Genomic DNA, 24839 nt, shown 5'->3' with positions numbered 1-24839 from the left:
CTGTTGAAGGCGCAGGACAATCACTGGAGACACAAGCACATGAAAACCCGTCTTGCGATCACGTTCGCTGCCGCCTCGCTTCTGGCGTCGAGCGCAGCCTTCGCCCAGTCAACGACCGCCCAGGGCGCCGCGGACGGCGCGCGCGCGGGTGGCGACATCGGCGGCCCGATCGGCGCGATGGTCGGTGGCACTGTCGGCGCGGCCGTCGGCGCCGGCCTCGAAATTCCGAACGCCGTGCTGGGCGGAATCCCGCGAAGCGATTCGGTCGTCGTGGAGGAGCGCGTTGTCGTCGGCGAGCCGCTGCCGCCCACCGTTGTGCTCCGCCCCGTGCCGAATTACACCGAGTATCGCTACGCGGTCGTGAACGATCGCCGCGTGATCGTCGAACCGCGCACCCGACGCGTCGTCAAGATCATCGACTGATCGCGGCAATCCAGGCGCTGACAGACAGGCCCTGCGGAGTCTCACTCCGCGGGGCCTTCGCTTGTCAGGGCAGTGCTGGTGCGAAAGCGCGTGAGCAGCCAATCGGCCGCGGCGGCGAGCGCAAAGCCGAGGCAGGCGGTGGCGGCATCGACCAGAAAATCCTCCAGCCGCGCATGGCGGCCGGGTGCCCAAAATTGCATCAGCTCGAGCACGCCAATCAGCACGACTGCGGCCCCTGCGATCAGCAGACGTCGTCGCCCATAGGCGAGGCCGAACGCCAGTCCCACCAGAATGAAGGCGAGCGCATGTTCGCCGTCCTGGCCGAGATCGGAATGGGGCCTCAGGCCGGGGGGACCGAGAGTGGCGAAAGTGACGGCGGCCGCGAGCAGCCAGGCAATGGTACGCATGAAAAAGGACATTCCGACCGCTTAGCACGGATCTGGCGGGGTTGTCGCGAGGTCGGTATCAGATCGCCGTGTAGTTAATGACAAAATGTTAAAGTGGCTCGCGCACGCCGAGTCCGTGCATGAAGCGTTCCCGGATCTGCACGGGGTCGCGGCGGGTGGTGCCCACGCCCGGTTTGTCGTCGATCCGGACCGCGATCAAGCCCGGCTCGGTGGCAGCCATCGCATCGTCGACCAGCCGCTCGAAATCCTCCTCGTCCGCGGCCCAGGCGCTGTTGGCGAGGCCGGAGCCGATGGCGATGGCGACGATGTCGGCGACGTTCGCTGCCGGTGTCGGCTGCGCGCCAGTGATTTGGTAGATGCCGTTGTCCATCACGATCATCGTGAGGTTTGTTGGCTTCAGGGCTGCGATCGTCGACAGCGCGCCGAGCTGCATCAGCAGCGAGCCGTCGCCTTCGAGTGCGAAGACGCGGCGGCCGGGCTGCGCCAGCGCCACGCCGAGCGCGATCGGAAAGGCGAGCCCCATGCTGCCCAGCATGTAGAAATTCTGCGGGCGGTGGCCGGCCGCCCACAGATCGAAATTGGTGTTGCCGATGCCGCCGATCACGGCTTCCTCGTGCTTGAGCTTCGCGATGAGGCGCGAGGTGACGTCGAAGCGGTTCATGACCTTGGTGTTGCGCGTGTTCATGACCGGCCTCACTTGTCAAAGACCTTGCCACCCGTGAGCAGCGGGTTGAGGATCAACGCCACCGGCGCCTGCGTGGTGACGGCCTGCTTGATCGAGCGGTCCGTGATGAATTCGAGCTCGTCGAGCCGGGTGATGGTGTGGTGCTCCAGCGCCAGTGAATCGAGCACCGGACGCATGGTCCGGCAGACCAGCGACTGGCCGTAATTGAACTCGCCGAGCGTGCCGCGCTCGGACACGAACATGATCAGCGGAATCTGGTAGGGCACCGCGAGCGAGGCCAGCACGTTGGCCAGCGTGGCAAAGCCGGAGGTCTGCATCAGCACCGCGCCGCGCCGTCCGCCCATCCAGGCGCCGGAGACGATGCCAACCGCTTCCTCCTCGCGGGCGGTGGCAAAGGCGGTGAAGAAGGGATCGGCGTGCAGGTTCTTGATCAGCGGCGTCAGCACGCGGTCGGGCACGTAGGGGATGAGGCTGATCTCGTTCCGCTTCAACGTTTGCAGGACGATGCCGTGCCAGCTTCCTTCGCCGGAGCCTTGAGCCGCCTGGGGCGAGGTCTGTTGTTCCGCAATCGCCATTGCGTTCTCCCTTCAGCCGCGCATGCTTCTTGGTTCTGGCGGTCGCGGCGGTCCGCCGAACTTGACGCAGGCAATGGGATTGTCAACATGTCCCGGCCGGCACCGTGATCTGCGCCAGAAGGCCTGCCGTGGCCGGCTCCGCCATGTCATAAGTGCGGCAATGAAGAAACGGGAGGAAGCACCGGAGGCAGCGCGTCGCGCCGACCTTGCCGAGCTCCCTCGCGAGCGAGCCGGAAGGGTCCTGATGTCCGTCAACAACAAGCGCGTCTTCTACGTCAAGTACCTCGCCAATCCGATCTACATCGACATTCTGAAGGCGCGGCCCGACGTCCGGCTCGATCGCATCGAGAACGAGAGCCCTGAAGATTTCTATGCGCCGATCCTGAGTGCGGCCCATGTCTACCAGATCGGCGCGGCGCGCGACGAACTGGCGCCGCATTTCCACGTCGATGCCGCCTTTCTGAAGCGGACGCCGAAATTGCTGCTGGTCTCCAGCAATGGCGCGGGCTTCGACCCTGTTGACGTCGAGGCTTGCACGGACGCGGGGGTGCTGGTCGTCAACCAGTCCGGCGGCAACGCCCATTCGGTTGCCGAGCATGCGCTGGCGATGATGTTGACGTTGTCCAAGCGCATCATCCAGTCGGATCGCCGCCTGCGCCGCGAGCGCGACGTCAACCGCAACGAACTCGTCGGCAACGAGGTCGAGGGCAAGACCGTCGGCATCATCGGCCTCGGCAATGTCGGCCGGCGCATCGCCGCCCTGTGCAAGGGCCTGCTCGGCATGACGGTACTGGCCTACGACCCGTATTTGTCGGCCGAGGTGATGGCGGAGCGGGGCGGTGAGAAGGTCGAGCTCGACGAGCTCCTGCGCCGCGCCGATTTCGTCTCGATCTCCTGCCCGCTGAACAAGGGTAGCCGGAACATGATCAGCGTGCGTGAATTCGCGCTGATGCAGCCGCATGCCTATTTCATCACCACGGCTCGCGGTTTCATCCACGATGAGGACGCGTTGCTTCAGGCGCTGCGCGACAAGCGCATTGCGGGTGCCGGCCTCGACGTCTGGTCCAAGGAGCCGCCGCCGCCGGAGCATCCGCTGCTCCAGTTCGACAACGTGCTGGCGAGCCCGCACACGGCAGGGGTCACCACCGAGGCGCGCCAGAACATGGGCCGCATCGCCGCCGAGCAGGTGCTGGATGTGCTCGACGGCAAGCGCCCGCCGCGCATGATCAATCCCGAAGTCTGGCCGCGCTATGCGGAGCGCTTCAAGCAGGCTTTTGGTGTGATGCCCGGGTAAGGGGCCGGCCGCGCTAGGTTGGATTGCGCTCCGATCATTGGTTACCACGATGAAAAGCCAAAGCGCCGCATCTTATCGATCGGGTAAGTGAACGCGTATCACTTGTCCTGTAGTTGAAGGTCCATGAGCATCTTTTCGATCGCGACATCCGGACTTTCTGCGGCAAGTTTGCGCGTAAACGTGGCCGCGAGCAATATCGCCAACGTCCGCACGACCGGGCCGCTGCCAGCATCAGGCGGATCGGACACGTCGGCCGATGCAGCCAGCTTGAGCACGAGCTCGACTTATCCCGCGGCTTATGTGCCGTTGCGCGTCGATCAGGTCGACCAATCGAATGGCTCGATGCCAGGCGGTACGATCGCGGCCGTGTCGACGGTCTCGCCGAGCTATATCGCACAATCCGACCCGGGCGCCCCCTTCGCAAACCAGGACGGGCTGGTCGCGGCGCCGAATGTCGATATCGCCCGTGAATTCGTTGAGCAGGCGGCCGCAAAGTACAGCTTCGTCGCCAATGCGAAGGTCATTCAGGCCTACTCGGAAACGACGGAGTCGCTGCTCGACATCACGACGTGATGGCTGATTCGGCTCTGTCCGCCTGCCCTCGCTCGTCCGCCTCCACCGGCGAGATGCCAGGGGCAGGGCGTCTACCCGAACTTGGTGCCGAGCTGCTTGAACACGGCCTCGCAGGTCATGAGGTCGAGATGGCCGCCGCCCGCGTTCTTGAAGAAGGTGATGTCGGACGGTGAGATGCGTCCCTGCGCGCTGCCGCTGGCGAGATCATAGAGATCGCCGAGGACATCGGTCTCGCTGATCGCACCGCTGGCGATCGGCTGCAGGATGTCGCCGACGCCATGGAAGGCCGATTCCCGCCGGTCCACGAAGACGCGCGACAACCTGGCGGCATCGTCGTCAGCCTCGCGCGTTTGCGGCGTGTAGCCGCCGACCAGGTCCAGATGCGTGCCCGGCCGCAAGTTCCGGCCCTTGATCAGCGGTTGATGCGCGCGGGTGCAGGTGGTGATCACGTCAGCCTCTCGCGTCGCCGCGTCGATATCCGTGATCGTCTCGGCCTTGACGCCGTCCTTCGCCAAACGCCGAGCGAGATCAGCGGCCCGTTCCGGGCTCCGATTCCAGATCAGCACGCGCTCGAGCGACGGTCGCACGGTACGATGCCCCCGGATCAGCCACTCGGACATCTCCCCGGCACCGGCGCAAAGCAGCGTCTCGGGACTGGGCGGGGCGAGCAGCTTCGTGCCCAGCGCGGAGTCGGCAGCGGTACGCCAGTGCGTGATCTCGGTTCCGTCCATCGCCGCCAGCGGCTTTCCGTTGGTGCCGTCGAACAGCACGCACACCGCCTGCACGGCCGGCATCCTGCCCCGCGCCAGATTGGCCGGGAAGCTGGTGAACATCTTGCTCGCCATGTAGCGGCCGGGATCGACGGCACTGCGGACGACGTATTGCGCCCCCTCGCCGCCGAGAAAGGCGTCCAGGACTTCCATCTTCGGCCGGCGATGGGCCTCCTCCAGCGCGGTAATAAGGATCGGAAACGTCAGAACTCTCGTGACTTCGGTGTCGGAGACAAAGTGCAAGGCAAGATCCTCATGGGGGCGGCCGGTATTCCGCCTTATCCCCGGCCGGCAGGTTCCGCAATGGATTGTCCGTTCCGCCTTGATCCGCGTCAAAATCTCCTTCACCGCTCCGCCCTAAATGGGATTAGAGTGCTGCGAGGGCAGCAGGAGGTCCCATGGCTACTTATGTCGTCAGGTTCATGAAGAACGTGCTCGGCGAATACGGCCGACAGAGCGAGGTTTGTCAGGGTACACTCGAGGTCGATGCCGCCGACGAGAATGAGGCCAAAGAGCGGGCGAAAGCGAGATTCTGCAAGGACCAGGCATTGCATCACTGGTCGCTGCATGCCGACCGCATCCAGGTGAGGCCGGCTGACTTTCCGTCGTAAGGCCTACCGGCCCGGCGTCATGATGGGCGGAGGTGTTGTCGTCCCGGCGCCGAGCGATCGCTGCACCATCACGGTGTCGGACCAGCGGCCGTGGCGATAGGCAACGCCGCAAAGCAGGCCGGCGCGCGCGAAGCCGAATTTTTCGTGCAGTGTCAGCGAGGGCGCGTTGTCGGCATCGATATAGCCGATCATCTGGCGGAAGCCGGCCGCCGCACAGGCATCGATCAATTCCTGGAGCAATAGCCGTCCGACTCCGCGGCCGAGATGCGCGTGATGGACGTAGATCGAGTGCTTGGCCGTGTACCGATAGGCGGGACGCTTGCGGAACAGCACGGCATAGGCATAGCCGACGACCTCGCCGCGATAGGTCGCGACCAGATGCGGCAGGCGGGTCTGCTTCAGGTTCTTGCGCCGCTCCCGCAAATCATCCGGCTCCGGCGCACCGGTTCCCTCGACATCGCGCGGCACACCGTTGCGAACGTGATGGCGATAGATCGCCAGCATCGCTTCGACATCGCTTTCGCGTGACGGCCTGACCAGAACGGGCTCGTCACTCGCGCGCGCAGCTGTTTCGTTCATCGGCACTACTCGGCAACGACATAGGTGTAGAGCCCGATGCGCCCGTTCGCATCGACCTCCTTGTAGACCCCCTGGATCTCGACGTCGAAGCCCGGGAACGTGTTGAAGCAGGTCTCGAACATCTTGAGATAATCGATCATGGGTTTGGCCCGCTCCGTCAGCCGCTCGCCGGGCACGATGGTGGCGATGCCGGGCGGATAGACCACGAAGGGTGTGGTGGCGATGCGGCCGGCGATCGCCTCGATCGGCAAATAGTCGACATCGTTGCGGAACAGATAGCGCGCGGCATCGCGGGGCGACATCGCGATCTCGGGCATGTGCTCGGGCATGAACTGCCGAGCTTGGAGCGCACTGACGTCGGCGGCGCGGAAGAAGCGGTGCATCTCGCCGCAGAGATCGCGCAGACGCACGCCTGCGTAGCGCGTCCGTCGCCGCTGATGGAATTCCGGGATCGCGTCGGCCAGCAGCGCATTGTCGTCATGCAGCCTCTTGAACGCGACGAGGCCGGAGATCAGCGTGCCGGCCTTGCTCGCCTCGACGCCGGGCGTGAGCAGGAAGAGCAGGGAGTTGAGGTCGTTCTTCTCGGGGACGATGCGGTTTTCGCGCAAGTATTGCGCGACGACAGGTGCGGGGATGCCGTGCTCGGCATAGGCGCCGGTCGCACGATCGAATCCGGGGGTGAGCAAGGTCAGCTTGTTCGGATCGGTCATGGCAAAGCCTTCCGCGAGATCGGGAAAGCCGTGCCAGTTGGTGTCCGGAGAGAGCTGCCACAGCGCGGGATTGGTCGCGAGCTCGTCGGTGGAGAGCGTCTCCCAGGCGACGTTGTGGACGGCGCCGGGGCGGCTGACATCGGGAATGGCGACCCGATCGGGAACGAAGGGCTCGAAGAACCAGCGCCGCTCCGGATTTTGCTCCTTCTCCTCGAACTCCCGGCGCATCGCCCGGATCTTCTTGCGCAGCTCGATGCCGAGCCGGATCGTGTCGTCCCACAGCACTTCGCCGGAGCGACCCTTCATCATCTGCGCACCGACGTCGAGCGAGGCGAACAGCGGATAGAAGGGGGACGTCGATGCGTGCTGCATGAAGCTTTCGTTGAAGCGGCGATGCTCGACGCGGCGCTTCTGGCCACGGATGTGACGATCCTTGATGTGGATCTGCGAGGCCTGCGAGAAGCTCGCCAGCTGCTTGTGGGTCGACTGGGTCGCGATGATGCCGGGGGCCTCGGGAGGAAGATTGGCCAGCCCCATGGCGAAGCGGCCGGCATAGAGCGGATGGAATTTCATGAAGCCGGCCCAGGCCTCGTCGAACAGGATGTATTCGCAGAGATGGCCGATGCGCTTCAGGATCATCTCGGCGCTGTGGATCGAGCCGTCATAGGTGCACTGCTCGACCACGGCGACGCGGAACGGACGCTCCTTGCGCCAGGCGTCGCGGTCCCCGACCAGGGGATGGTTGCGGATGGCCTCGCGCAAGGCCTTCTCGTCGAGCATGTCCCAGCGCATCGGGCCGATCAGGCCCCAGGCATTGCGGACGGTCGGGACGTAGATGGGGACGCCGCCACTGATCATCAGAGCGCCGTGATGGGCGGCCTTGTGGTTGTTGCGGTCGAACAGCACGAGGTCACCGTCGGTGACGAGGGCGCCGAGCGCGACCTTGTTCGACGTCGAGGTGCCGTTGAGCACGAAATAGGTCTTTTCGGCGCCGAAGATCTGGGCCGCTTCCTTCTGCGCCTTCAGCGCCGGGCCTTCATGGGTGAGGAGGTCGCCGAGATCGAGCACGGAATTATCGAGGTCGTCACGGAACACGGATTCGCCGAGATGCTCGACGAACACGCGTCCGATCGGGCTGCGGTTGTAGAACACGCCGCCGTTGTGGCCTGGACAGGTCCAGAGCTGGTTGCCTTCCTCGGCATAGTCGACCAGCGCGCCGAAGAATGGGGTCTTCAGCGTCTCGGCATATTGCTTGAGGCGGCTGATCAGGTTCTTGGCAATGAAGGGCGGCGTCTCCTCGGACAGAAAGACATAGCCGTCGATGAAATCGAGCACCTCGACCGGCAGATCCTCGAACCGCTTGCGACGGATCAGGAGGATGATGGGGAAGTCGAGGCCCCGGCGGCGCATCAGATTGATCAGCGCCGAGGTCTTGCCTTCGAGGCCCTTCTTGCCCCAGTCCACCACCATGCAGCCGATCGCCGCATCGGTCTGCACCGCCATCTCGGCATCCTCCAGCTTGCGGGCCCGGACCACCTCGAATCCGGAGCGCTGGATCTCCTCGATGATCTGGTTGAAGCGAACGCCTTCGAGGTCGTCGCTATCGAACATGGGTGCGGCGAACAGGAAATTGAAGCGCTTGAAATAGTCCATGTCGGCTCCCGAGTGTGGCGGAGACACAGCTCTCGGCACATTCGATGACAGCTGGATGACAGGAGCCGAGAACCGCGGGAAGGTTCGAGTACCTGCGGCTTCAGTCCATCAGCTTGTCCAGCGTGATCGGGAAGCGCCGAATGCGCTTGCCGGTGGCATGATAGACGGCGTTCGCAGGCGGGAGATGTCGATCAGCCGGGAGGGCCGTTCGACGTTCTCTTTCATCAGGTCGATCAGGTTGGTGCCGCCGGCAATCAGCTTCGCGCCTGGATCGGCGGCGAGCAGGCGAGTCGATGAAGGCCTGTTGCAGGAGATGCAACGCGCCGTCCTTGGCAAGGCCTTCAATCGTCGTGATCTCAGCGCCATCCTTCATGACGGCGAGGGTCAGGCAGGAGTTGACCCGTCTTCCGTCGATCAGCGCGGTACAGGCGCCGCATTGGCCGTGATCGCAGCCCTTCTTGGTGCCGGTCAACTCCAGGCGGTCACGCAGGGCATCCAGAAACGTGGTCCACGGCACGACCTCGGGTGTGCGCCTTGCGCCATTGACGACGAGGTTGATCGGAATGCGTTCGGGGATCTGATCCGTGATGTCGGCCATGGTCTGTTCCCTGCGGAAAGGCCGAGCTGGGCAGATTGTGGATGTGACGCGAGGATGCATTGCCGCCGCTGGCCAATAGCGCCCAACGGATGACGGGCTGCTTGGTTCCCGACCGGTTCTCCGGTTGGGACGAACGAGGTCAGCGCTTCGTCTCCCCGAACACCACGGTCGGTACCGCGCGGTTGACGATCTCGCGCAGCGCGAAGCTCGATTGCACACGCGCGACGCGGGGCAGGCGGGACAGCTCGGTGCGGTGGATCCGCTCGAAGTCCTGGATGTCGCGCGCGAGCACGATCAGGATGTAGTCGTCGGTGCCCGACATCAGGAAGCAGCGCACGACGGAGGGGCATTTCACCACCTCCGCCTCGAATGCCTTCAGCGCATCGTCGCTCTGGCTCTCCAGCGCGATGCGAACCAGCACGGTGGTGGTGAGGCCGAACCGGGCGAGGTCGAGCGCGGCCTGGTAGCCCTGGATGTAGCCGTCGTCCTCCAGCGCCTTCTGCCGCCGCGCCAGTGCCGTGCTCGACAGGCCGATCTTGTTGGCAAGCTCGGTGTGGCTGGCCCGCGCATTGGTCGTGAGTTCCGCGAGGATCGCGAGGTCTTTCCGGTCGAGGGCCAAGGTTTCGTTTCCAGCGTTAAAGGGCACTTTTGCGCCGGAAACCGGCGCGCGCGTGCCGAACCTAGCGGATATTTGCACGAAACCAAACGGGCGCCGTCGCTACGATGAATGAGTGGAATCAGTGCGTTGGCAAGGGAGCCCGGGATGCGTGTCGGTGTGCCCAAGGAAATCAAGGTGCAGGAATATCGCGTCGGGCTCACCCCGGGCGCCGTCCGCGAGTATGTCGCCGCCGGGCACCAGGTGACGGTCGAGACCGGCGCCGGCAGTGGCATCGGCGCGCCCGATGAGACGTATCGGCGGGCAGGGGCGTCCATTGCCGAGACCGCCCGCGAGATCTTTGCCAGGTCCGAGATGATCGTGAAGGTCAAGGAGCCGCAAAAGAGCGAATGGGTCCAGCTCCGCGAGAGCCAGATCCTGTTTACTTATCTTCATCTTGCGCCGGATCCGGAGCAGGCCAAGGGCCTGATCGACTCCGGCTGCACCGCGATCGCCTATGAGACCGTCACCGATGCGAGCGGTCACCTCCCGCTGCTCGCCCCGATGAGCGAAGTCGCCGGCCGCCTCGCCATCGAGGCCGCCGGCGCCGCGCTCAAGCGCTCGGCCGGCGGCCGCGGCTTGCTCCTGGGCGGCGTGCCGGGCGTGCAGCCGGCGCGCGTCGTCGTGCTCGGCGGCGGCGTGGTCGGAACGCAGGCTGCGCGCATGGCCGCCGGCCTCGGTGCCGAAGTCACCGTGATCGACCGCTCGATTCCGCGCTTGCGCGAACTGGACGATCTCTTTGCCGGACGCGTGCGCACGCGTTTCTCGACCATCGAGTCGGTCGAGGACGAGGTATTCGCCGCCGACGTCGTGATCGGTGCAGTGCTGGTGCCGGGCGCCAGTGCGCCGAAGCTTGTCACGCGCGCCATGCTGAAATCGATGCGGCCGGGGGCGGTGCTGGTCGACGTTGCGATCGACCAGGGCGGTTGCTTCGAGACCTCTCATCCGACCACGCACGCCGAGCCGACCTACGAGGTCGACGGAGTCGTGCATTATTGCGTTGCGAACATGCCGGGCGCAGTGCCGGTGACCTCGAGTCAGGCGCTGAACAATGCGACGCTGCCGTTCGGACTGATGCTCGCAAACAAGGGGTTTGCGGCGGTGCTTGAGAACCCGCATTTGCGCAACGGCCTGAACGTGCATCGCGGCCGGATTACGAACAAGGCGGTGGCAGAGAGCCTCGGGATGGAATTCGCCCCCGTTGGGAGCGAGCTGGCGGCGTAAAGGCCGCCCTCGCAATGACGATGTGGGTCGAGCGCAACCTGAGCGTCGGCCACAGTCAGTGCTGACAGATTGCTTCACGCCTTCGTCAGCTTGTACTGCCCCAAATCGGGGTCATGCGTCATGCGCCAATAATCGACGAAACGCCACGGCATCGCCGAGAACACGCGGCCACTGCTGTTGCGGTAGTAGGTGCTCATGCCCGGATGGGTCCAGATCATCGCCTCGTGCTCGGCATCGACCTTGCGGACGTACTCGTCGAGCACGTCCTGACGGACATCGATCGCGGCGATGTCCCGTTCGATCATGTCGAGGAGACATGCCGAGATGTAGCGGCTCTGGCATTCCGACTGGAATATGACGCTGCCGCCATGGGCCGGCCCTGAATTGGGACCGAGCATGCAGAAGAAGTTTGGAAAGCCCGGCACGGTGAGGCCGAGGAACGCGGTCGGATTGTCGTTCGTCCAGGCCTCGCGCAGATTCGTGCCACCGCGTCCGCTGATATTGAGGCGCGCAGCCATCTCCGTCACCTTGAAGCCGGTGGCGACGACGATGATGTCGGCCGGGCGCTGCCTGCCGTCGGCGGTGACGATGCCGCTTTCGTCAAAACGGCCGATCGCCTCGGTGACGAGCTCGACGTTGTCTCGCCTCAAAGTCTTGAACCAGTTGTTGTCGAGCAGGATGCGCTTGCCATAGGGCGGATAGGTCGGCACGCATTTCTCGATCAGGTCGGGGCGTCCCTGCAGTTCCGACAGGATGAAGTCCGTCAGCTCCTGGCGGTGCCGGTCATTGCCCTTGTTCACGGCGCGCTCGGGATGCGGCCAGGCCGGGTCCTTGCGCAGGAAGGGCAGGAGGCCATCGCCGTAGCGCCAGAACATGTTGAAGCGGTACCACTGCACATAGAACGGCAGATGCGCCAGCAGCCAGCGCGCGCCCTCGCTGATCGGGGCGGCATAGCCCTTCACCGGGCGTGCCCATTGCGCGTTACGCTGGTAGACCGTGACCGAGGCAGCGCGGCCGGCGATCGCGGGCACGAGCTGCATCGCGGTGGCGCCGGTGCCGATGACGGCGACGTGCTTGCCCTCGACGTTGATGTCATCGGACCACAATGCTGAATGCAGGATCGTTCCCTTGAAGCTGTCCTCGCCTTCGAAGCGGGCGCGTGAGGGATCGTTGAGCTGGCCGATGGCCGAGACAAGCGCTGTCGATTCGAAGGTCTCGTCGCCATTCTTCGTTTTCAGCGTGGAGATCCAGCGCCGCCTGCCTTCGTCCCAGCGCGACGAGGTCAGCTCGGTGTTGACGCGCAGATGCTTGCGGATGCCGTATTCGTCGGCGACCTTCAGCAAATAGCCGAGCAGCTCCTCGCGCTGGCAGAAGTAGCGCGTCCAGGCATTGCGCGATCCGAAAGAATACGAATAGGAGTGGTTCGGCGTGTCGACGCCGCAGCCGGGATAGCGGTTGATCCACCAGGTGCCGCCGAGTTCTTCGTTCCTCTCGACGATGGTGTAGGGGATGCCGAGATGGCCGAGCGACACGCCGAGCGCGATGGCACAGACGCCGGCGCCGACGATCAGCACGTGCTGGTCCGCAAGCTTCTCGTCGGAAGGGCGCGCCGTCCAGCGTGCCTCGCGCGCCACAAAGCCCATCTCTTCGCGCATCAAGGGCGCATATTCCGGCGCGACGTTCTCGCCGAGGCAGGCGCGCATCATCCTCAGCAGCAATTCCTCGCCGGGGTCGGTGATGACGGGCTTTGGCGTGCCGTCGGCGAAGAGCTTGACCACGGCGGCGCGGATCTCGTCCTGGATGTCGTGCGGCACCCCGGCCTCGGGATCGGGGATGAGGCGGATATCGCGCTTGGGCAGGTATGGCGGTTCCAGCCACTTCTCGTCGCCGGTCATGTGCACCAGCACCATCAGCAGGCAACGGATATCGCCCTCGGCGATCGCCGAGGCGAAGTCGAGCGGCTTGTGCGGAGATTCGATGTTCATGGCGTGTCCTGATCTCCGAAGGCAGTGAAGAGGCCGCGCGTCATCAGCTTGCGATAGGCGGAGATGACGTGATCGGGAACGGTGGAGACGCCGCCTTCCGAATAGGAATAGCGGCGGCTGAGATAGCCGCGCGCGCCCATCAGCATGTGGACGATCGCCTCGAATTCCTCATCGCTGTAATCCTCGATCGCGCCTGCAAGACGAGCCCGGCGCAGGATGCGGACATAGGCGACCGAAATATTGTCGAGATGCTTCTGGTACCCGATCGGTGCGAAGAACTCGGCCTCGTTGAGGATGCGCAGAAATTCCGGCACCTCGCGGATGAAGTCGAAGAAGGCGGAGAACCGCGCGATCTCCTGCCGTGCCGCATCCGCCGTGCCGGTGCGAGCGCGGATGAATTCGACCATGTCGAGGCCGATCTTGGGCAGGAGCTGGTCGAGCAATTCCTGGCGGTTCTCGAAATGATTGTAGAAGGTGCCCTGCGCGACGCCGGCCTGTTCGGTGATGCGGGCGACCGAGGCTTCGGCATAGCCGTATCTGCCCACGACCTTGGTGGCGGCCTCGAAGATCTTCTGCTTGGTCCAGGCGTTGCGCTCGACGCGGTTGAGCTTCGTCACCTTGGCGTTCACTTGCGTCATTCAGACGTCTCCAGCTCGGCGCGCAGCACGCGCTTGAGGATCTTTCCACTTGGATTGCGCGGCAGGCTGTCGCGGACGACGAGCTGTTTCGGCACCTTGAAGCTCGCCAGCCGCGCTCGGCAGTGCTCGATGAGGTCAGGCAACTCGAGGTGTGCGCCTTCGGCGAGCACGACGATGGCGACCGGCCGTTCGCCCCAGCGCGCATCGCGCAGGCCGATCACGGCGACCTCGCGCACCTCGGGCAGATCGTAGATGACGCGTTCGACCTCGGAGGAGGCGATGTTCTCGCCGCCGGAGATGATCATGTCCTTCTTGCGGTCGGTCAGGTACAGAAAGCCCTCGTCGTCGAGATAGCCGACGTCGCCGCTGCGGAACCAGTCGCCGAAGAAGGCCGAAGCCGTCTTCTCCGGATCCTTCCAATAGCCGCGCGTGATCTTCGGCCCCCGCAGGCAGATCTCGCCATTGACGTTCGGTGGCAGGACCTTGCCGTCCTCATCGCGGATCTCGATCTCGACATGGGCAATGGCGCGGCCGGTGGAGCCGATCTTCTCGATCTCGCGGCCGGCTTCCATGAAGGTGTCGCCGCCGACGGTCTCGGTGAGGCCATAGGCGTCGATATAGCGCGCGTTGCGGAAGTACTCGGAGAAGGCGCGGATGCGCAATTCCGGCGTCTTCTCGCCGCCGCCGATCGCCCATGTCAGGCTGGAAACGTCGTAGCGATCGCGCGTCGGGCAGGTGAGCATCGCCGTGGTCATGACCGGCGCGAACCAGGCGGCGTTGAGCCTGTCCTCGGCGATCGCCGCAAGCGCCGTCTCCGGTTCGAAATTGCGTTCGATGCGGATGAAGCCGCCATGCCAGAGCACAGCGATGCCCGGCAGGTCGAGTGCACCGACGTGATAGAGCGGGCCGACGACGAGAAGCCGCGTCTCGGCACTGAGGCCGAGCGCAATCGTCTGGTCGGCGGACTTCCAGTAGAAATTATCGTAAGAGAGCATCACGCCCTTGGGACGATCGGTGGTGCCCGAGGTGTACATCAGCCGCATCAGGTCCGATGGCTGGAGCGGATGCATCGGCGCGGGTGCAGCGCTGCTCGCGAGACGCATGATGCTGTGCTGCGCGGCTTCATCGAGCACGACAGTCTTCGCGCCCGCGGCATTCGCTGCCAACTCTTCATCGACGATCAGCAGGCGCGCGCCGGCATTGCTGACGATGTAGCCGACCTCATCGCGCGAGAGGCGGAAGTTGATTGGCAAGAAGACTGCGCCGAGATGACTGGTGGCAAACACCAGCTCCAGGAATGCCGCGCTGTTCTTCATCAATACGGCGACGACATCGCCGGGTCCGATCCCCTGTGCCGCCAGCCAGCCCGCGGCCTCGCGGACGCGTGCATCCAGGGCCGCGTAGGAGATCTCCTCGCCGCGATATTTCAGCGCGGGCCGCTCCGGCGTGCGTCGGGCATGAAAGGCGATGAAGCTCGACAGATTGATCATTTGCGCTGGTTTTAGGCCAATTCCTGGCCTCGTTTCCTTCCCTGATGAATTCTGACTCGTAATTCATCTTTGGCTTGACGTCACCCCCCTACCTCTGAAATCCTTCGAGACACGGAGACGAGACGATCTCCGACAGGGATCAGGAAACGCCGACCCGAAAGAGGGAGGGGAAAATGACGAGGACCCGCACGCCGGGCATCAGCCGCCGTTCAACACTGGCGCTGATGGGTGCCGGTGCGATGAGTGTTGCCGCGCCCTGGGTGGCGCGTGCGCAAGCCAAGACCATCAAGATCGGAATGCCGACGATCCTGTCGGGCCGCGTCGCGCAGCTCGGCACGTCGTCGCGCAATGCGGTGATGCTCGAGGTCGAAAAGGTCAACGCCGCCGGCGGGCTCGCCGGCCGGCAGATCGAGATGGTGATCCGCGACTCCAAGGGCCAGCCGCAGGAAGCCGCCCGCGTCGCGCGCGAGCTCGTCAACACCGATGGCTGCGAGCTCATGATCGATGCCGAAGCCTCCTCCGGCGCCTTCGCGGTGCACGAGGTCGCGCGCGATCTCGGCGTCTTCTGCATTCACACCAATTCGGAGACCTCGGCTCTGACCGCCGATCCCAAGCAGCACATTCCCAACGCGTTCCGTACCGCGCGACAGGGCGTGCACGATTCCATCGTCGGCGGCAGCTATGCCGCGGCGATCGCCAAGGCGAAGGGCTTGAAGAAATGGGCGACCTGCTCGCCGGATTATGCCTATGGCCGCGACACCACGGCGGAGTTCACGCTGTACCTGAAGCGCTTCGCGCCCGAGGTCGAGATCATCAGCGAGTCCTGGCCGAAGCTGTTCCAGCCTGACTACACCGAGGTGGTGACGAAGATCCTGCAAGCCAAACCCCAGGCGCTCTATTCCTGCCTGTGGGGCGGCGATCTCACCTCCTATATCGACCAGGCCAACATCTACGCGATGTTCGGCCAGATGGAAGTGTTCGCGGTCAATATGGCTGACTACACTGCGCTCACCGTGGTGAAGAACCTGCCCAAGGGCATCCACTCCGGCAACCGTTACATCAAGACCTTCCCGACCACGCCGGAGAATGCTGCCTGGGGCGATGCCTACAAGGCAAAGTTCAATGAATATCCGACCAACTGGTCGTGGGAGAATGCCACCGCAATCATGCTGATGGCGGAAGCTGCGAAGAAGGCGAACTCGGCCGACGGCAAGAAGATCGCAGAGGTGTTGAAGGGCCTCACGATCAAGTGCCCGTTCGGTGCCGACGGCACCGTGACCATGCGCGGCGACGATCACACCCTCGTCGGCTACGCCATCGGCTGGGGCACGACGATCCCACAGGAGCCCTACGTGCCCGAAGTCAAGGCTGGGGACTGGAAGACCATCTTCGAGCTGGAAGCCGAGTGGAAGAAGAGCAAGGGCTATACCTGATCGCGCAAGCGGCGGGGACGGGCGACCGTCTCCGCCGTCGTTTCGTTTTCCGCGCCGCGTCAGGCGCGTCGCAATGAAAGTGCTCCCGTGGATCTCGATGCGCTTGCCGGCTGTCTCTCCAGTTCCGCGTGCCTGGTGACGCAAACCACCAGCGGCCTCATCATCGGCATGCTGCTGTTCCTCGTCGCCGTCGGGCTGACGCTGATCTTCGGCGTGCTCAAGGTGGTCAACTTCAGCCACGGCGCCTTCTACATGTTCGGCGCCTATTTCGCGATGACGGCCTATCAGCTCACCGGCAGTTTTGCGCTGGCGATGCTTGCAGGCGCGGCCGGCACCGCGGTTCTCGGCCTGATCTTCGAGCGTGTCTTCATGAGCCGCGTCTATGGCGCCGACGTCTTGATGCAGCTCCTCGTCTGCTACGCCTTCGTGCTGATCTTCGACGACGTCGTGCGCATCATCTGGGGGCCCGAGTTCAAGGCGATGGGCATGCCGGCGGCCTTCCAGGTGATGCCGCTGTTCATCGCCGGCGGCGTGGTGCCGCCTTACTATCTGCTGCTGATCGGTGTCGCGCTTCTCGCTGCCATCGTGCTCGGCATCGGCCTGTCGCGCAGCCGCATCGGCAAGGTGATCCGCGCAGCCGCACATAACCCCGGCATGGTGTCCGCGCTCGGCATCAACACCGGCCTGATCTATGGCGGCGTGTTTGCGCTTGGCGGCATGCTGGCGGGCCTTGCCGGGGCGCTCGCAGCGCCGGTGCGCTCGCTGACTCCCGGCATGGGCTTCTCGGTGTTGATCGAGTCTTTCATCGTCACGGTGATCGGCGGCATGGGCTCGATCCTGGGCGCGCTGATCGGCGCGCTCCTGCTCGGCCTGATCCGTTCCTTCGGCTCGCTCGGGTTTCCCCTGTTCACGGAAGGCCTGATGTATCTGTTCATGGTGATCGTGCTGGTCTCAAAGCCCACCGGCCTGTTCGGCAAGGAGGCGGCATGACCGAGCTGGAGGCCGGACGCGCGCAAACCCTGGTGCCGGTGCGCAGCGGTGCCGTGCTGCAACGCTACCGCGACGTGCTGATCGCGCTGATCGCTTTTGCCGTGCTGGCGAGCCTGCCATTGTTCACCGGCAGCAAGGCGCTGCTCGATTTCGTCATCCGCTGCTCGGCCTATGGTCTGTTCGCGACCTCGCTTAACCTCCTGGTCGGCTATACCGGTCTGACCTCGTTCGGGCACGGCATGTTCTTTGGCCTTGGTGCCTACAGCTTCGGCCTGATCATGCAGAAGCTCGGCGTGCCGATTCCGGTGGCTTTCGTCGCGACGCTGGCCGTCACGGCGGTCTTCGCGGCGGTCATCGGTGCGATCTGCGTGCGGCTGAAGGAGATCTATTTCGCCTTCGTCACGCTCGCCTTCCAGATGCTGATCCACTCGACCATCCTGTCCTGGGCCTCGTTCACTGGCGGCGATCAGGGCCTGCGCGGCGGCATCCCGCGGCCCATCTTTCTCGGCATCGATCTGTCCAATCATGTCCATCTCTATGTCACGAGCTGCGCGCTGCTCATCCTCGGCCTGCTTGCGATGCGCCAGATCGCACAATCGCCCTTCGGCTACACCTTGCGCATGATCCGCGACAATGCCACGCGCGCGAGCTTTCTCGGCATCGACGTCTGGCGCGCCAAGCTCACCGTGTTCGTGCTGGCCGCGCTGTTCGCGTCGATGGGCGGCATGGTGATGGCGCTGTTCGTGTCGGGCGCCTATCCGGAGTTCGCCTATTGGACGATCTCGGGGGAGGGCATCTTCATCAACATGCTCGGCGGCGTCTCCACCTTTCTTGGTCCGATGGTCGGCACCGTGCTGTTTCTGCTGCTCAACGATACCGTCACGCGGTTCACCGAATACCACGGCATCGTGCTTGGGGTCGTCATCCTGTTTTTCGCGCTCGGTTTGCGCAAGGGCCTCCTGGATTTCGTCGCCGAATGGTTTTCGCACCGGCGCGATGCAGGCAAGGGGCGCTAACGATGCTCGAGATCCGCAACCTCGCGAAGTCGTTTGGCGGCGTGAAGGCGACCAACGACGTCTCGCTCGACTTCCCCGACGGCTCGCTCACGGCCGTGATCGGCCCGAATGGCGCAGGCAAGAGCACCTTCTTCAACCTGATCACCGGCGCTTTGAGGCCGGATTCCGGCCAGGTTCTGCTCGACGGCATCGATCTCGCCGGCCGCTCGCCGCCGGAGATCGTGCGCCACGGTATCGGCCGCGCCTTCCAGGTCGCCAGCATTTTCAAGTCGCTGACGGTGCAGGAAACCATGCTCGCGGCCGTCAGCGCCGACCAGCGCACCTCCGCGGTGCTGCACAAGCGCTTTCCCCTGCCCGAGACGCGCGACCGCGCCGAGCACGTGATGGAGCTCTTGGGTTTGGCGAGCAAATGCCATCGCACGGCCGCGACCCTGTCGCACGGTGATCAGAAGCTGCTCGACATCGCCCTGGCGCTCGTGCTCGAACCGAAGGTGCTGCTGCTGGACGAGCCGACCGCCGGGATGGGACCGGAGGAGCGCTGGCGCATGATCGACAAGGTGCGCGAGCTCTGGGAGACCCAGAAGATCACGGTCGTCTTCATCGAGCACGACATGGACATCGTGTTCAAGATCGCGCCCAAGATCGTCGTGCTGTGCTACGGCCGAATCCTCGCGACCGGCACGCCCGACGAGATCCGCAACAACAGCGCCGTGATCGACGCCTATCTCGGCACCGAGCATGCGGGAGCGGTGGCATGAGCACTGCCGTCATCGAAGTCGCTGATCTCGATGTCTACTACGGCACCAGCCAGATCCTGTTCGGCGTTGGTCTCTCTGTGCGGCAGGGCGAGACGATGGCGCTGCTCGGCCGCAATGGCGCCGGCAAGTCGACGACGATGAAGGCGATCATGGGGCTGGCGCCGCCGCGGCGGGGCAGGGTGAGCCTGCGCGGGAGCGTGATCTCCGGCCTCAAGCCGCACACCATCGCGCGCGCCGGCCTCGGCTTCGTGCCGGAGGACCGCCAGATCTTTCCGGAGCACACGGTCGAAGACAATCTCGTCATCGGGAAGAAGAAGGGACCGGACGGCCAGGACGAATGGCCGATCAAGCGCATCTACGACGTCTTTCCGCTGCTGGAGCCGCTGCGTCATCGTATTGCCGGGCGTCTCTCGGGCGGCGAGCAGCAGATGCTGGCGATCGCGCGCACGTTGATGGGCAATCCGGCGCTGCTGCTGCTGGACGAGCCGAGCGAGGGCCTCGCGCCGATCATCGTGCAGCGGATCGGCGAACTGTTGCGGCAACTCCGGCAGCTCGGATCGACCGTGCTGATCGCCGAGCAGAACATGCATTTCTGCCTCGGGCTGGCGAGCCATGCCACCGTGATCGACAAGGGCCAGATCGTCTATGCCGCCGGAATCGACGAACTGAAGGCCAATGAGGGGATCCGGCGCCGCTATCTGGCCCTGTAAGTCGGGTGCCGGTGTCCAAATAGGCCGGAAGAAGAAAACTATTGTCCTGAGGTTATCGAACGGAAGGAGTTTTCCTTCGAGAGGGCAAAAACGCCAATCGCTTCCATTGCCGTTTGGGGCCGAAACGACGACATTCCCATCAGAATTTGATGGATTGGCCAGAGCCATGGAACGTACCGGATTTGAACCCTTCGGCGAGCAATTGGTGTCCGCGACGGACACCCAGCCGCGGTCGCGTACGTCGAAGCTCTTGCTGCGTGCCGGCACCGGACTGTTCTGGTCGCTGGTTGCGGGTATCGTGCTTGCCCGCGCCGCCTTCTTCGAGCCCGGCGTCTATGATGGCTTCAGCCGCGTCGCTTCGCTCGCCAAGAGCCTGATCTTCTGAGGCTGGTTGTCCGGGCTGAGGATAGAACTCCCCTCGGGCCTGATATGTCGAAAACTTATTTCCCTCCCGGGCCGCGCTGCGTATAAATCTTTCTCCTCAGGGAGAAATTTGTGTCGCAGAATCAAGCATCCAGCCCGGCCGACGCCAAGCCGGCCACAGCCGCGAGCCGCATTGCGGCGCTGATTCCCGGCATTCTCCTTTGCGTTCTGGTCGCCGGCGTCTCCGCCCTGCTGGAGCGCGCCGAACTGGGTATGTTCGAGCATCCCTATGTCGAAGCGCTCGTCATGGCGATCCTGCTCGGCATGGCGCTCCGCAGCTTCTGGAAGCCGGCGCCCCGGTGGCAGACCGGGATCGCTTTCAGCGCAAAACAACTCCTCGAGGTCGCGGTCATGCTGCTGGGAGCCTCGATCAGCTTCGCTGCGATCGCCGCCTCGGGCATCGCGCTCCTCCTCTCGATCGCGGCCGTCGTCGTGATCGCGCTATGTGTCTCCTTCGGCCTCAGCCGTCTATTGGGTCTGTCGACGCGCCTGTCGATCCTGATCGCCTGCGGCAACTCGATTTGCGGCAATTCGGCGATTGCTGCCGTGGCGCCGATCATCGGCGCCAACAACGAGGAGATCGCATCCTCTATCTCCTTCACCGCCATCCTCGGCGTGATGATGGTGCTTGGCCTGCCGCTCCTGATCCCGCTGCTGCAATTGTCGGCCACGCAATACGGCATCCTTGCGGGCCTCACGGTCTATGCGGTGCCGCAGGTGCTGGCCGCAACGGTGCCGGCCGGTCTCGTCTCGACCCAGATCGGCACGCTGGTGAAATTGATGCGCGTCCTGATGCTCGGGCCCGTCGTCGTCGGCCTTTCCCTCATTGCCTCGCGCTGGCAGAGCGATGCCAAGAAGACCAATGTCGGCTTCTTCCGCCTGGTCCCGTGGTTCATCCTCGGCTTTCTCGCGCTCGCGACCCTGCGTTCGCTGGAGATCGTGCCGGCGACGGTGGTCGGTCCTGTGACGAAGATCACTGGTTTTCTCACCGTGGTGTCGATGGCCGCACTCGGCCTAGGTGTCGACGTCCGTGTGCTCGCCAATGTCGGAGGCAGGGTGACGGCAGCCGTCACGCTCTCGCTGCTGCTGCTGCTCGGCATCAGCATCGCGCTGGTGCATTGGTTTAAGTGATTGGAACAAGACAGCCCTACGGTGGGCAAAGGCGCGAATGAGTCGTGCCCAGCGTGGATCCACATTTATGGTGAGGATGGTAGGCACGCTTCGCTTCGCCTGCCCTGCGAAATCAAGTGTGTCGGCGACGCCTAGATAACATCCGCGAGCGAATGGCCATGCAGCTCGATGTTCAGACCCTGCATCCCCATGTCGTTGATCTCGCCGCCCATCGCCTTCAGGCTCTCCTCGCGGATCAGCGACATCAGCCCGCGGCGAAGCGCCAGGAATTCCGACGACATCATCATCGATTGCTGCCGCGGCCGCTCCAGCGGGATCGGGATCTCCGCCTTGATCGAGCCGGGCCGCGCGGTCATGCAGTAGACGCGGTCGGAGAGGAAGATCGCCTCGTCGATATCGTGGGTGACGAACAGCACCGAGATCTTCAGCCGCTGCCACATGTTGGTGAGGATCTGCTGCATGATGACGCGGGTCTGCGCGTCGAGCGCGCCGAAGGGCTCATCCAGCAGCAACACCTTCGGTCCCGTCGCGAGCGCGCGGACGATGCCGACGCGCTGCTTCATGCCGCCGGACAGCTTTTCCGGATAGTGCTTTTCGAACGCCTCGAGCCCCGCGAGCCCCAGCAGCGTGCGCGCGGCGCGTTCGCGCTGCGAGCGCGGCATGCCGCGCATCTTCAGGCCAAACTCGACGTTCTCCCGCACCGTCTTCCAGGGGAACAGCGAATATTGCTGGAACACCATGCCGCGTTCGGCGCTGGGGCCGTTGACGCGTTCGCCATCGACGGTGACGATGCCCGTTGTCGGCTTGAGGAAGCCTGCGACCGCGTTGAGCAGCGTCGATTTTCCGCAGCCGGAGGGGCCGACGATCGAGACGAACTCGCCGGGCTTCACATGGATCTGCGTATTGGTGACGGCCTGAACGGGTCCCTCGATCGTCTCGTAGGCGAGGGAGAAGTTCCTGACCTCGATGTGGCCCTTCGACGTGTTCGCAAGCGCTTCGCTCATGTCGACCTCCACGGCATCACCAATTGTCCCGCGCCCCTGATGAGCAGGCTCGATCCGAGACCGAGCACGCCGATTGCTATCATGCCGAGCGCGATGTCGGCATACTGGACCAGCGAATAGGCTTCCCAGGTGAAGTAGCCGATACCGTACTGACCGGAGATCATCTCGGCGGCGATCAGCGACACCCATGCGACGCCCATGCCGACGGTAAGGCCGGTGAAGATGTGCGGCAGCGAGGCCGGAAAATACACCTCGCGGAAGATCGACCGCTCGCGCGCACCGAGACATTGCGCGGCGCGGACCAGAACGGGATCGACCAGCGACATGCCGTGCAGCGTGTTGACCAGGATCGGGAAGAACGAGCCGAGGAAGGTGATGAATACGATGCTCTGCTCGTTGGTCGGCCACAGCATGATGGCCATCGGCACCCAGGCGATCGCCGGGATCGGCCGCAGCACTTCGGCGACCGGGAAGATCACCTCGTGCACCAGCTTGAATCGCCCCATGATCAGGCCGAGCGGCACGCCGACGATGGCTGCGAGTGAGAAGCCGATGAAGATGCGCCGGCAGCTCAGCAGGATATGCATCAGGAATTTGGGGTCGTGGATCGCCTTGGTGAAGCTCGCATAGACCGCGAGCGGCGAGGGCACGTTGGTGAAGCGCACGAAGAACACGACGCGATAGGTCGTGAGCAGATGCCAGACCAGGAGAAAAGCGATCAGCGAGGCGATGCCGATCGCGGTGGCGCGCAGCCGGCCCTGGTTGAGCCGGTACCAGCGCAGCGCGAGCGTACCGAAGGAGGCGGGGGTTGCGGGCGGCGTCGCGGCGGGCGCCGGGCCCGCCTCTGCAATGGCTGTTGCCGGCATGCTATCCTCGGGATGTCTGACGAGGGCGGGACTGCTCACGTCTTGCCCCCGCCGACCGCCGCTTTCACCGCGTCATCGAAGCCGAGCACCTTGCCGCTGATCTTGGCCGCGTATGCTTCGGCGTCCTTCTTCAGCAGGAACGGTGCGACATCGCCATTGCCGACGGCGAAGAAGGCCTGGTCGGCGAACAGCTTGATACCCCGGGTGGTATCGAAGACGTAGGCGACGTTGATCTTCTTGCCTTTGGCCTTGTAGTCGGCATAGGCGCCGAGTGTGCAACTGGCTGACGAGAAGGGCATGATTCCGGCATCGTCGACCCAGACCTCGCCGGCCTTACGCGGGTCGGCGATCGGCTTCTTGCAGAAGGCGTCTTCGCCGGAGACCTCGTAATTCCTGGTGCTCGCAAGCTGCGCGTCATAGTCGAGCTTCATCTCGGCATAGGCCTTGCGGATGTAGCTGTCGTCGACCCACTTCTTCGGATCGAATTCCTTCATGCGACCGAGGTTCTGCAGCACCTTGACGTCGGCGGTCGCGGCATCGATCAGCGCCGGCTTGATCGAGGGATCGGTGGTCATGTTGCCGCCGGGGCCGAGGAAGATGTAGACGACTTCCTTGTTGATGCCGGTCCACTCCTGGATCTTTTCCGCGGCAAGCTTCGGGTCCTCGCGCAGCCACTGGTTGGCGGCGATCAGCGCCTTGAAGTAGGCGACGACGACCTCGGGATATTTCTCGGCGAAGTCGGTGCGGACGACGATGCCGTGGAAGGTCGGCAAATTCGTCTCGACGCCGTCAAAGATCTTTCGGGCGAAGCCGCGGAAGGGCAGCAGCTCGGCGAAGGGGACGAAGTCGGCGTGAGCATCGATCTTCTTCTCCTGGAGATTGGTCGAGCCGACCTCCGGGCTCTGGCTGACGAGCTGGAAGAAATCGGATGCGTAGCCACGATCCTGCATCGCCTTCAGAACCATGCCGTGCGCGGCGGAGCCGAAGGGGACGCTGACGAGCTTGCCCTTGAGATCGGCGAGCTCGTAGTAGGGCGAGTCCTTGTGGACGACGAGGCCATTGCCGGAGCCGGAGAGGCTATAGGCGGCAATGCCGATCAGCCGGCTCTTGCTCTCCGGATTGCTCTCGAAGGTGAAGCCGTTCACGATCAGCGGATAATCGCCCATCATGCCGATCTGCAGCTTGTTCGCCATCATCGCATTGGTGACGGGTGGACCAGAGGTGAAATTCTGCCACTCCAGCTCGAACTTGATGTTGGCGTATTTTCCGTCCTTCGGCAGGTATTTCTCGAGGAGACGCAACTGGCGGATGACGACGCCGGCGGTCACCGTGTTGGTCGTGGTGTCCTGCGTTCCGATGCCGAGCGTGACGGTTTCCGCCGAGGCCGGCTGCGTGACGAGTAGCGCCAGCGACGTCACCGACATCGCGATCGAGAGCGTGGGAAGATGGCGGACCATTCTCATCCTCATTCGGTTGGATGTGCTGTGGTTGCCATGATTGGGTGAGGGCGTGGACAGGGCAAATCCGGAGTGGCTGTCGCAGTCGATTAGTTGCCGGGAAAAGCTGATTGCATACTCCTTGGGCAGTCCTGCACTATAAAGCCGCTTGCCTGTGCATCGGCCTTGGCCGCAAATTCGT

At 64.0% G+C, this 24839-nt stretch carries 26 protein-coding genes; 12 read left to right on the top strand and 14 right to left on the bottom strand.

Going from position 1 to position 24839, the window contains the following annotated elements:
* Positions 1 to 39: 39 nt before the first annotated feature.
* Positions 40 to 423: a DUF1236 domain-containing protein gene (locus tag ACM42_RS01470; RefSeq protein ID WP_028177189.1), complete on the top strand. Its 384-nt coding sequence runs from the start codon at positions 40 to 42 to the stop codon at positions 421 to 423.
* Between the two features lie 41 nt (positions 424 to 464).
* On the opposite strand, the gene ACM42_RS01465 is transcribed toward ACM42_RS01470, so the two are convergent.
* From ACM42_RS01465 to ACM42_RS01455, 3 genes are all read right to left on the bottom strand, one after another.
* Positions 465 to 842, bottom strand: coding sequence for a VanZ family protein (locus ACM42_RS01465; protein ID WP_271526347.1), 378 nt, complete (start codon positions 840 to 842; stop codon positions 465 to 467).
* Between the two features lie 76 nt (positions 843 to 918).
* Complete coding sequence (locus ACM42_RS01460; protein ID WP_271526346.1) at positions 919 to 1515, bottom strand: thiamine pyrophosphate-dependent enzyme; 597 nt, start codon at positions 1513 to 1515, stop codon at positions 919 to 921.
* A gap of 8 nt (positions 1516 to 1523) precedes the next feature.
* A complete protein-coding gene (locus ACM42_RS01455; RefSeq protein ID WP_271526345.1) occupies positions 1524 to 2090 on the bottom strand; it encodes a thiamine pyrophosphate-binding protein in 567 nt (188 codons plus the stop codon).
* Positions 2091 to 2334: 244 nt separating this feature from the next.
* On the opposite strand from ACM42_RS01455, the gene ACM42_RS01450 reads away from it, so the two are divergent.
* Both ACM42_RS01450 and ACM42_RS01445 read left to right on the top strand, forming a co-directional pair.
* Complete coding sequence (locus ACM42_RS01450) at positions 2335 to 3384, top strand: hydroxyacid dehydrogenase (RefSeq protein ID WP_271526344.1); 1050 nt, start codon at positions 2335 to 2337, stop codon at positions 3382 to 3384.
* Positions 3385 to 3507: 123 nt separating this feature from the next.
* Positions 3508 to 3957 carry a flagellar basal body rod protein FlgC gene (locus ACM42_RS01445; RefSeq protein ID WP_271526343.1) on the top strand — a complete coding sequence of 150 codons (450 nt, stop codon included), beginning with the start codon at positions 3508 to 3510 and terminating at the stop codon, positions 3955 to 3957.
* Positions 3958 to 4028: 71 nt separating this feature from the next.
* Here the strand turns inward: ACM42_RS01445 and ACM42_RS01440 are convergent, their stop codons facing one another.
* Positions 4029 to 4970, bottom strand: a complete 942-nt coding sequence (locus ACM42_RS01440) for an ornithine cyclodeaminase family protein (RefSeq protein ID WP_271526342.1) — start codon at positions 4968 to 4970, stop codon at positions 4029 to 4031.
* 155 nt (positions 4971 to 5125) lie between these two features.
* Between ACM42_RS01440 and ACM42_RS01435 the strand changes: the two genes are divergently transcribed.
* The gene (locus ACM42_RS01435; RefSeq protein WP_271526341.1) at positions 5126 to 5338 is read left to right on the top strand and encodes a hypothetical protein; all 213 of its coding nucleotides are present in this window, start codon (positions 5126 to 5128) and stop codon (positions 5336 to 5338) included.
* Between the two features lie 3 nt (positions 5339 to 5341).
* On the opposite strand, the gene ACM42_RS01430 is transcribed toward ACM42_RS01435, so the two are convergent.
* From ACM42_RS01430 to ACM42_RS01410, 4 genes are all read right to left on the bottom strand, one after another.
* Positions 5342 to 5917 (bottom strand): GNAT family N-acetyltransferase, encoded by a 576-nt coding sequence (locus ACM42_RS01430; RefSeq protein ID WP_271526340.1) that lies wholly within the window; start codon positions 5915 to 5917, stop codon positions 5342 to 5344.
* Positions 5918 to 5922: 5 nt separating this feature from the next.
* The gene (locus ACM42_RS01425; protein ID WP_271526339.1) at positions 5923 to 8280 is read right to left on the bottom strand and encodes an Orn/Lys/Arg decarboxylase N-terminal domain-containing protein; all 2358 of its coding nucleotides are present in this window, start codon (positions 8278 to 8280) and stop codon (positions 5923 to 5925) included.
* A gap of 100 nt (positions 8281 to 8380) precedes the next feature.
* Complete coding sequence (locus ACM42_RS38565; RefSeq protein ID WP_442868879.1) at positions 8381 to 8878, bottom strand: 2Fe-2S iron-sulfur cluster-binding protein; 498 nt, start codon at positions 8876 to 8878, stop codon at positions 8381 to 8383.
* A gap of 139 nt (positions 8879 to 9017) precedes the next feature.
* Complete coding sequence (locus tag ACM42_RS01410) at positions 9018 to 9497, bottom strand: Lrp/AsnC family transcriptional regulator (protein ID WP_271526338.1); 480 nt, start codon at positions 9495 to 9497, stop codon at positions 9018 to 9020.
* A 144-nt stretch (positions 9498 to 9641) separates the two neighbouring features.
* Between ACM42_RS01410 and ald the strand changes: the two genes are divergently transcribed.
* The gene (ald, locus tag ACM42_RS01405) at positions 9642 to 10757 is read left to right on the top strand and encodes an alanine dehydrogenase (RefSeq protein WP_271526337.1); all 1116 of its coding nucleotides are present in this window, start codon (positions 9642 to 9644) and stop codon (positions 10755 to 10757) included.
* A gap of 74 nt (positions 10758 to 10831) precedes the next feature.
* Here the strand turns inward: ald and ACM42_RS01400 are convergent, their stop codons facing one another.
* From ACM42_RS01400 to ACM42_RS01390, 3 genes are read right to left on the bottom strand one after another with little or no spacing between them, the layout of a single operon-like run.
* A complete protein-coding gene (locus ACM42_RS01400; RefSeq protein ID WP_271526336.1) occupies positions 10832 to 12742 on the bottom strand; it encodes a flavin-containing monooxygenase in 1911 nt (636 codons plus the stop codon).
* On the bottom strand, positions 12739 to 13380 hold the full coding sequence (locus ACM42_RS01395) for a TetR/AcrR family transcriptional regulator (RefSeq protein WP_271526335.1): 642 nt from the start codon (positions 13378 to 13380) through the stop codon (positions 12739 to 12741). Before ACM42_RS01395 ends, ACM42_RS01400 begins: the two co-directional genes overlap by 4 nt.
* Positions 13377 to 14870: an AMP-binding protein gene (locus ACM42_RS01390; RefSeq protein WP_271526334.1), complete on the bottom strand. Its 1494-nt coding sequence runs from the start codon at positions 14868 to 14870 to the stop codon at positions 13377 to 13379. The genes ACM42_RS01395 and ACM42_RS01390 overlap by 4 nt, the downstream gene beginning before the upstream one ends.
* A gap of 173 nt (positions 14871 to 15043) precedes the next feature.
* Between ACM42_RS01390 and ACM42_RS01385 the strand changes: the two genes are divergently transcribed.
* From ACM42_RS01385 to ACM42_RS01355, 7 genes are all read left to right on the top strand, one after another.
* Positions 15044 to 16303: an ABC transporter substrate-binding protein gene (locus tag ACM42_RS01385; protein ID WP_271526333.1), complete on the top strand. Its 1260-nt coding sequence runs from the start codon at positions 15044 to 15046 to the stop codon at positions 16301 to 16303.
* 87 nt (positions 16304 to 16390) lie between these two features.
* Positions 16391 to 17293: a branched-chain amino acid ABC transporter permease gene (locus ACM42_RS01380; protein ID WP_061883279.1), complete on the top strand. Its 903-nt coding sequence runs from the start codon at positions 16391 to 16393 to the stop codon at positions 17291 to 17293.
* On the top strand, positions 17290 to 18309 hold the full coding sequence (locus ACM42_RS01375) for a branched-chain amino acid ABC transporter permease (protein WP_271526332.1): 1020 nt from the start codon (positions 17290 to 17292) through the stop codon (positions 18307 to 18309). Before ACM42_RS01380 ends, ACM42_RS01375 begins: the two co-directional genes overlap by 4 nt.
* 2 nt (positions 18310 to 18311) lie before the next feature.
* A complete protein-coding gene (locus ACM42_RS01370; RefSeq protein WP_271526331.1) occupies positions 18312 to 19067 on the top strand; it encodes an ABC transporter ATP-binding protein in 756 nt (251 codons plus the stop codon).
* Positions 19064 to 19777, top strand: a complete 714-nt coding sequence (locus ACM42_RS01365; RefSeq protein ID WP_271526330.1) for an ABC transporter ATP-binding protein — start codon at positions 19064 to 19066, stop codon at positions 19775 to 19777. The genes ACM42_RS01370 and ACM42_RS01365 overlap by 4 nt, the downstream gene beginning before the upstream one ends.
* Before the next feature lie 166 nt (positions 19778 to 19943).
* The gene (locus ACM42_RS01360) at positions 19944 to 20162 is read left to right on the top strand and encodes a hypothetical protein (protein ID WP_194388310.1); all 219 of its coding nucleotides are present in this window, start codon (positions 19944 to 19946) and stop codon (positions 20160 to 20162) included.
* Between the two features lie 110 nt (positions 20163 to 20272).
* Positions 20273 to 21331 (top strand): YeiH family protein, encoded by a 1059-nt coding sequence (locus ACM42_RS01355; RefSeq protein ID WP_271526329.1) that lies wholly within the window; start codon positions 20273 to 20275, stop codon positions 21329 to 21331.
* Between the two features lie 131 nt (positions 21332 to 21462).
* On the opposite strand, the gene ACM42_RS01350 is transcribed toward ACM42_RS01355, so the two are convergent.
* Genes ACM42_RS01350 through ACM42_RS01340 form a run of 3 tightly spaced genes read right to left on the bottom strand, consistent with a single transcriptional unit; the run spans position 21463 to position 24658 of the window.
* Positions 21463 to 22335 carry an ABC transporter ATP-binding protein gene (locus ACM42_RS01350; RefSeq protein ID WP_271526328.1) on the bottom strand — a complete coding sequence of 291 codons (873 nt, stop codon included), beginning with the start codon at positions 22333 to 22335 and terminating at the stop codon, positions 21463 to 21465.
* Positions 22332 to 23240: an ABC transporter permease gene (locus ACM42_RS01345; RefSeq protein WP_271526327.1), complete on the bottom strand. Its 909-nt coding sequence runs from the start codon at positions 23238 to 23240 to the stop codon at positions 22332 to 22334. The genes ACM42_RS01350 and ACM42_RS01345 overlap by 4 nt, the downstream gene beginning before the upstream one ends.
* Positions 23237 to 24658, bottom strand: coding sequence for an ABC transporter substrate-binding protein (locus ACM42_RS01340; protein WP_271526326.1), 1422 nt, complete (start codon positions 24656 to 24658; stop codon positions 23237 to 23239). The genes ACM42_RS01345 and ACM42_RS01340 overlap by 4 nt, the downstream gene beginning before the upstream one ends.
* Positions 24659 to 24839: the final 181 nt, after the last annotated feature.

The sequence above is a fragment of the Bradyrhizobium sp. CCBAU 25338 genome (assembly GCF_028128965.1).
GTDB lineage: Bacteria > Pseudomonadota > Alphaproteobacteria > Rhizobiales > Xanthobacteraceae > Bradyrhizobium > Bradyrhizobium liaoningense.
The sequence above is the reverse complement of the archived record's forward strand: the minus strand, read 5'-3'. Positions and strand labels throughout refer to the sequence as shown.

Excerpts from the sequence above, each read along its gene's own strand:
- ACM42_RS38565 (WP_442868879.1), bottom strand. The coding sequence starts at position 8,878 with ATGGCCGACATCACGGATCAGATCCCCGAACGCATTCCGATCAACCTC.
- ACM42_RS01425 (WP_271526339.1), bottom strand. The coding sequence starts at position 8,280 with ATGGACTATTTCAAGCGCTTCAATTTCCTGTTCGCCGCACCCATGTTC.
- ACM42_RS01350 (WP_271526328.1), bottom strand. The coding sequence starts at position 22,335 with ATGAGCGAAGCGCTTGCGAACACGTCGAAGGGCCACATCGAGGTCAGG.
- ACM42_RS01400 (WP_271526336.1), bottom strand. The coding sequence starts at position 12,742 with ATGAACATCGAATCTCCGCACAAGCCGCTCGACTTCGCCTCGGCGATC.
- ald (WP_271526337.1), top strand. The coding sequence starts at position 9,642 with ATGCGTGTCGGTGTGCCCAAGGAAATCAAGGTGCAGGAATATCGCGTC.
- ACM42_RS01395 (WP_271526335.1), bottom strand. The coding sequence starts at position 13,380 with ATGACGCAAGTGAACGCCAAGGTGACGAAGCTCAACCGCGTCGAGCGC.
- ACM42_RS01385 (WP_271526333.1), top strand. The coding sequence starts at position 15,044 with ATGACGAGGACCCGCACGCCGGGCATCAGCCGCCGTTCAACACTGGCG.
- ACM42_RS01375 (WP_271526332.1), top strand. The coding sequence starts at position 17,290 with ATGACCGAGCTGGAGGCCGGACGCGCGCAAACCCTGGTGCCGGTGCGC.
- ACM42_RS01435 (WP_271526341.1), top strand. The coding sequence starts at position 5,126 with ATGGCTACTTATGTCGTCAGGTTCATGAAGAACGTGCTCGGCGAATAC.
- ACM42_RS01470 (WP_028177189.1), top strand. The coding sequence starts at position 40 with ATGAAAACCCGTCTTGCGATCACGTTCGCTGCCGCCTCGCTTCTGGCG.
- ACM42_RS01370 (WP_271526331.1), top strand. The coding sequence starts at position 18,312 with ATGCTCGAGATCCGCAACCTCGCGAAGTCGTTTGGCGGCGTGAAGGCG.
- ACM42_RS01360 (WP_194388310.1), top strand. The coding sequence starts at position 19,944 with ATGGAACGTACCGGATTTGAACCCTTCGGCGAGCAATTGGTGTCCGCG.
- ACM42_RS01340 (WP_271526326.1), bottom strand. The coding sequence starts at position 24,658 with ATGGTCCGCCATCTTCCCACGCTCTCGATCGCGATGTCGGTGACGTCG.
- ACM42_RS01430 (WP_271526340.1), bottom strand. The coding sequence starts at position 5,917 with ATGAACGAAACAGCTGCGCGCGCGAGTGACGAGCCCGTTCTGGTCAGG.
- ACM42_RS01450 (WP_271526344.1), top strand. The coding sequence starts at position 2,335 with ATGTCCGTCAACAACAAGCGCGTCTTCTACGTCAAGTACCTCGCCAAT.
- ACM42_RS01455 (WP_271526345.1), bottom strand. The coding sequence starts at position 2,090 with ATGGCGATTGCGGAACAACAGACCTCGCCCCAGGCGGCTCAAGGCTCC.
- ACM42_RS01390 (WP_271526334.1), bottom strand. The coding sequence starts at position 14,870 with ATGATCAATCTGTCGAGCTTCATCGCCTTTCATGCCCGACGCACGCCG.
- ACM42_RS01445 (WP_271526343.1), top strand. The coding sequence starts at position 3,508 with ATGAGCATCTTTTCGATCGCGACATCCGGACTTTCTGCGGCAAGTTTG.
- ACM42_RS01365 (WP_271526330.1), top strand. The coding sequence starts at position 19,064 with ATGAGCACTGCCGTCATCGAAGTCGCTGATCTCGATGTCTACTACGGC.
- ACM42_RS01465 (WP_271526347.1), bottom strand. The coding sequence starts at position 842 with ATGTCCTTTTTCATGCGTACCATTGCCTGGCTGCTCGCGGCCGCCGTC.
- ACM42_RS01460 (WP_271526346.1), bottom strand. The coding sequence starts at position 1,515 with ATGAACACGCGCAACACCAAGGTCATGAACCGCTTCGACGTCACCTCG.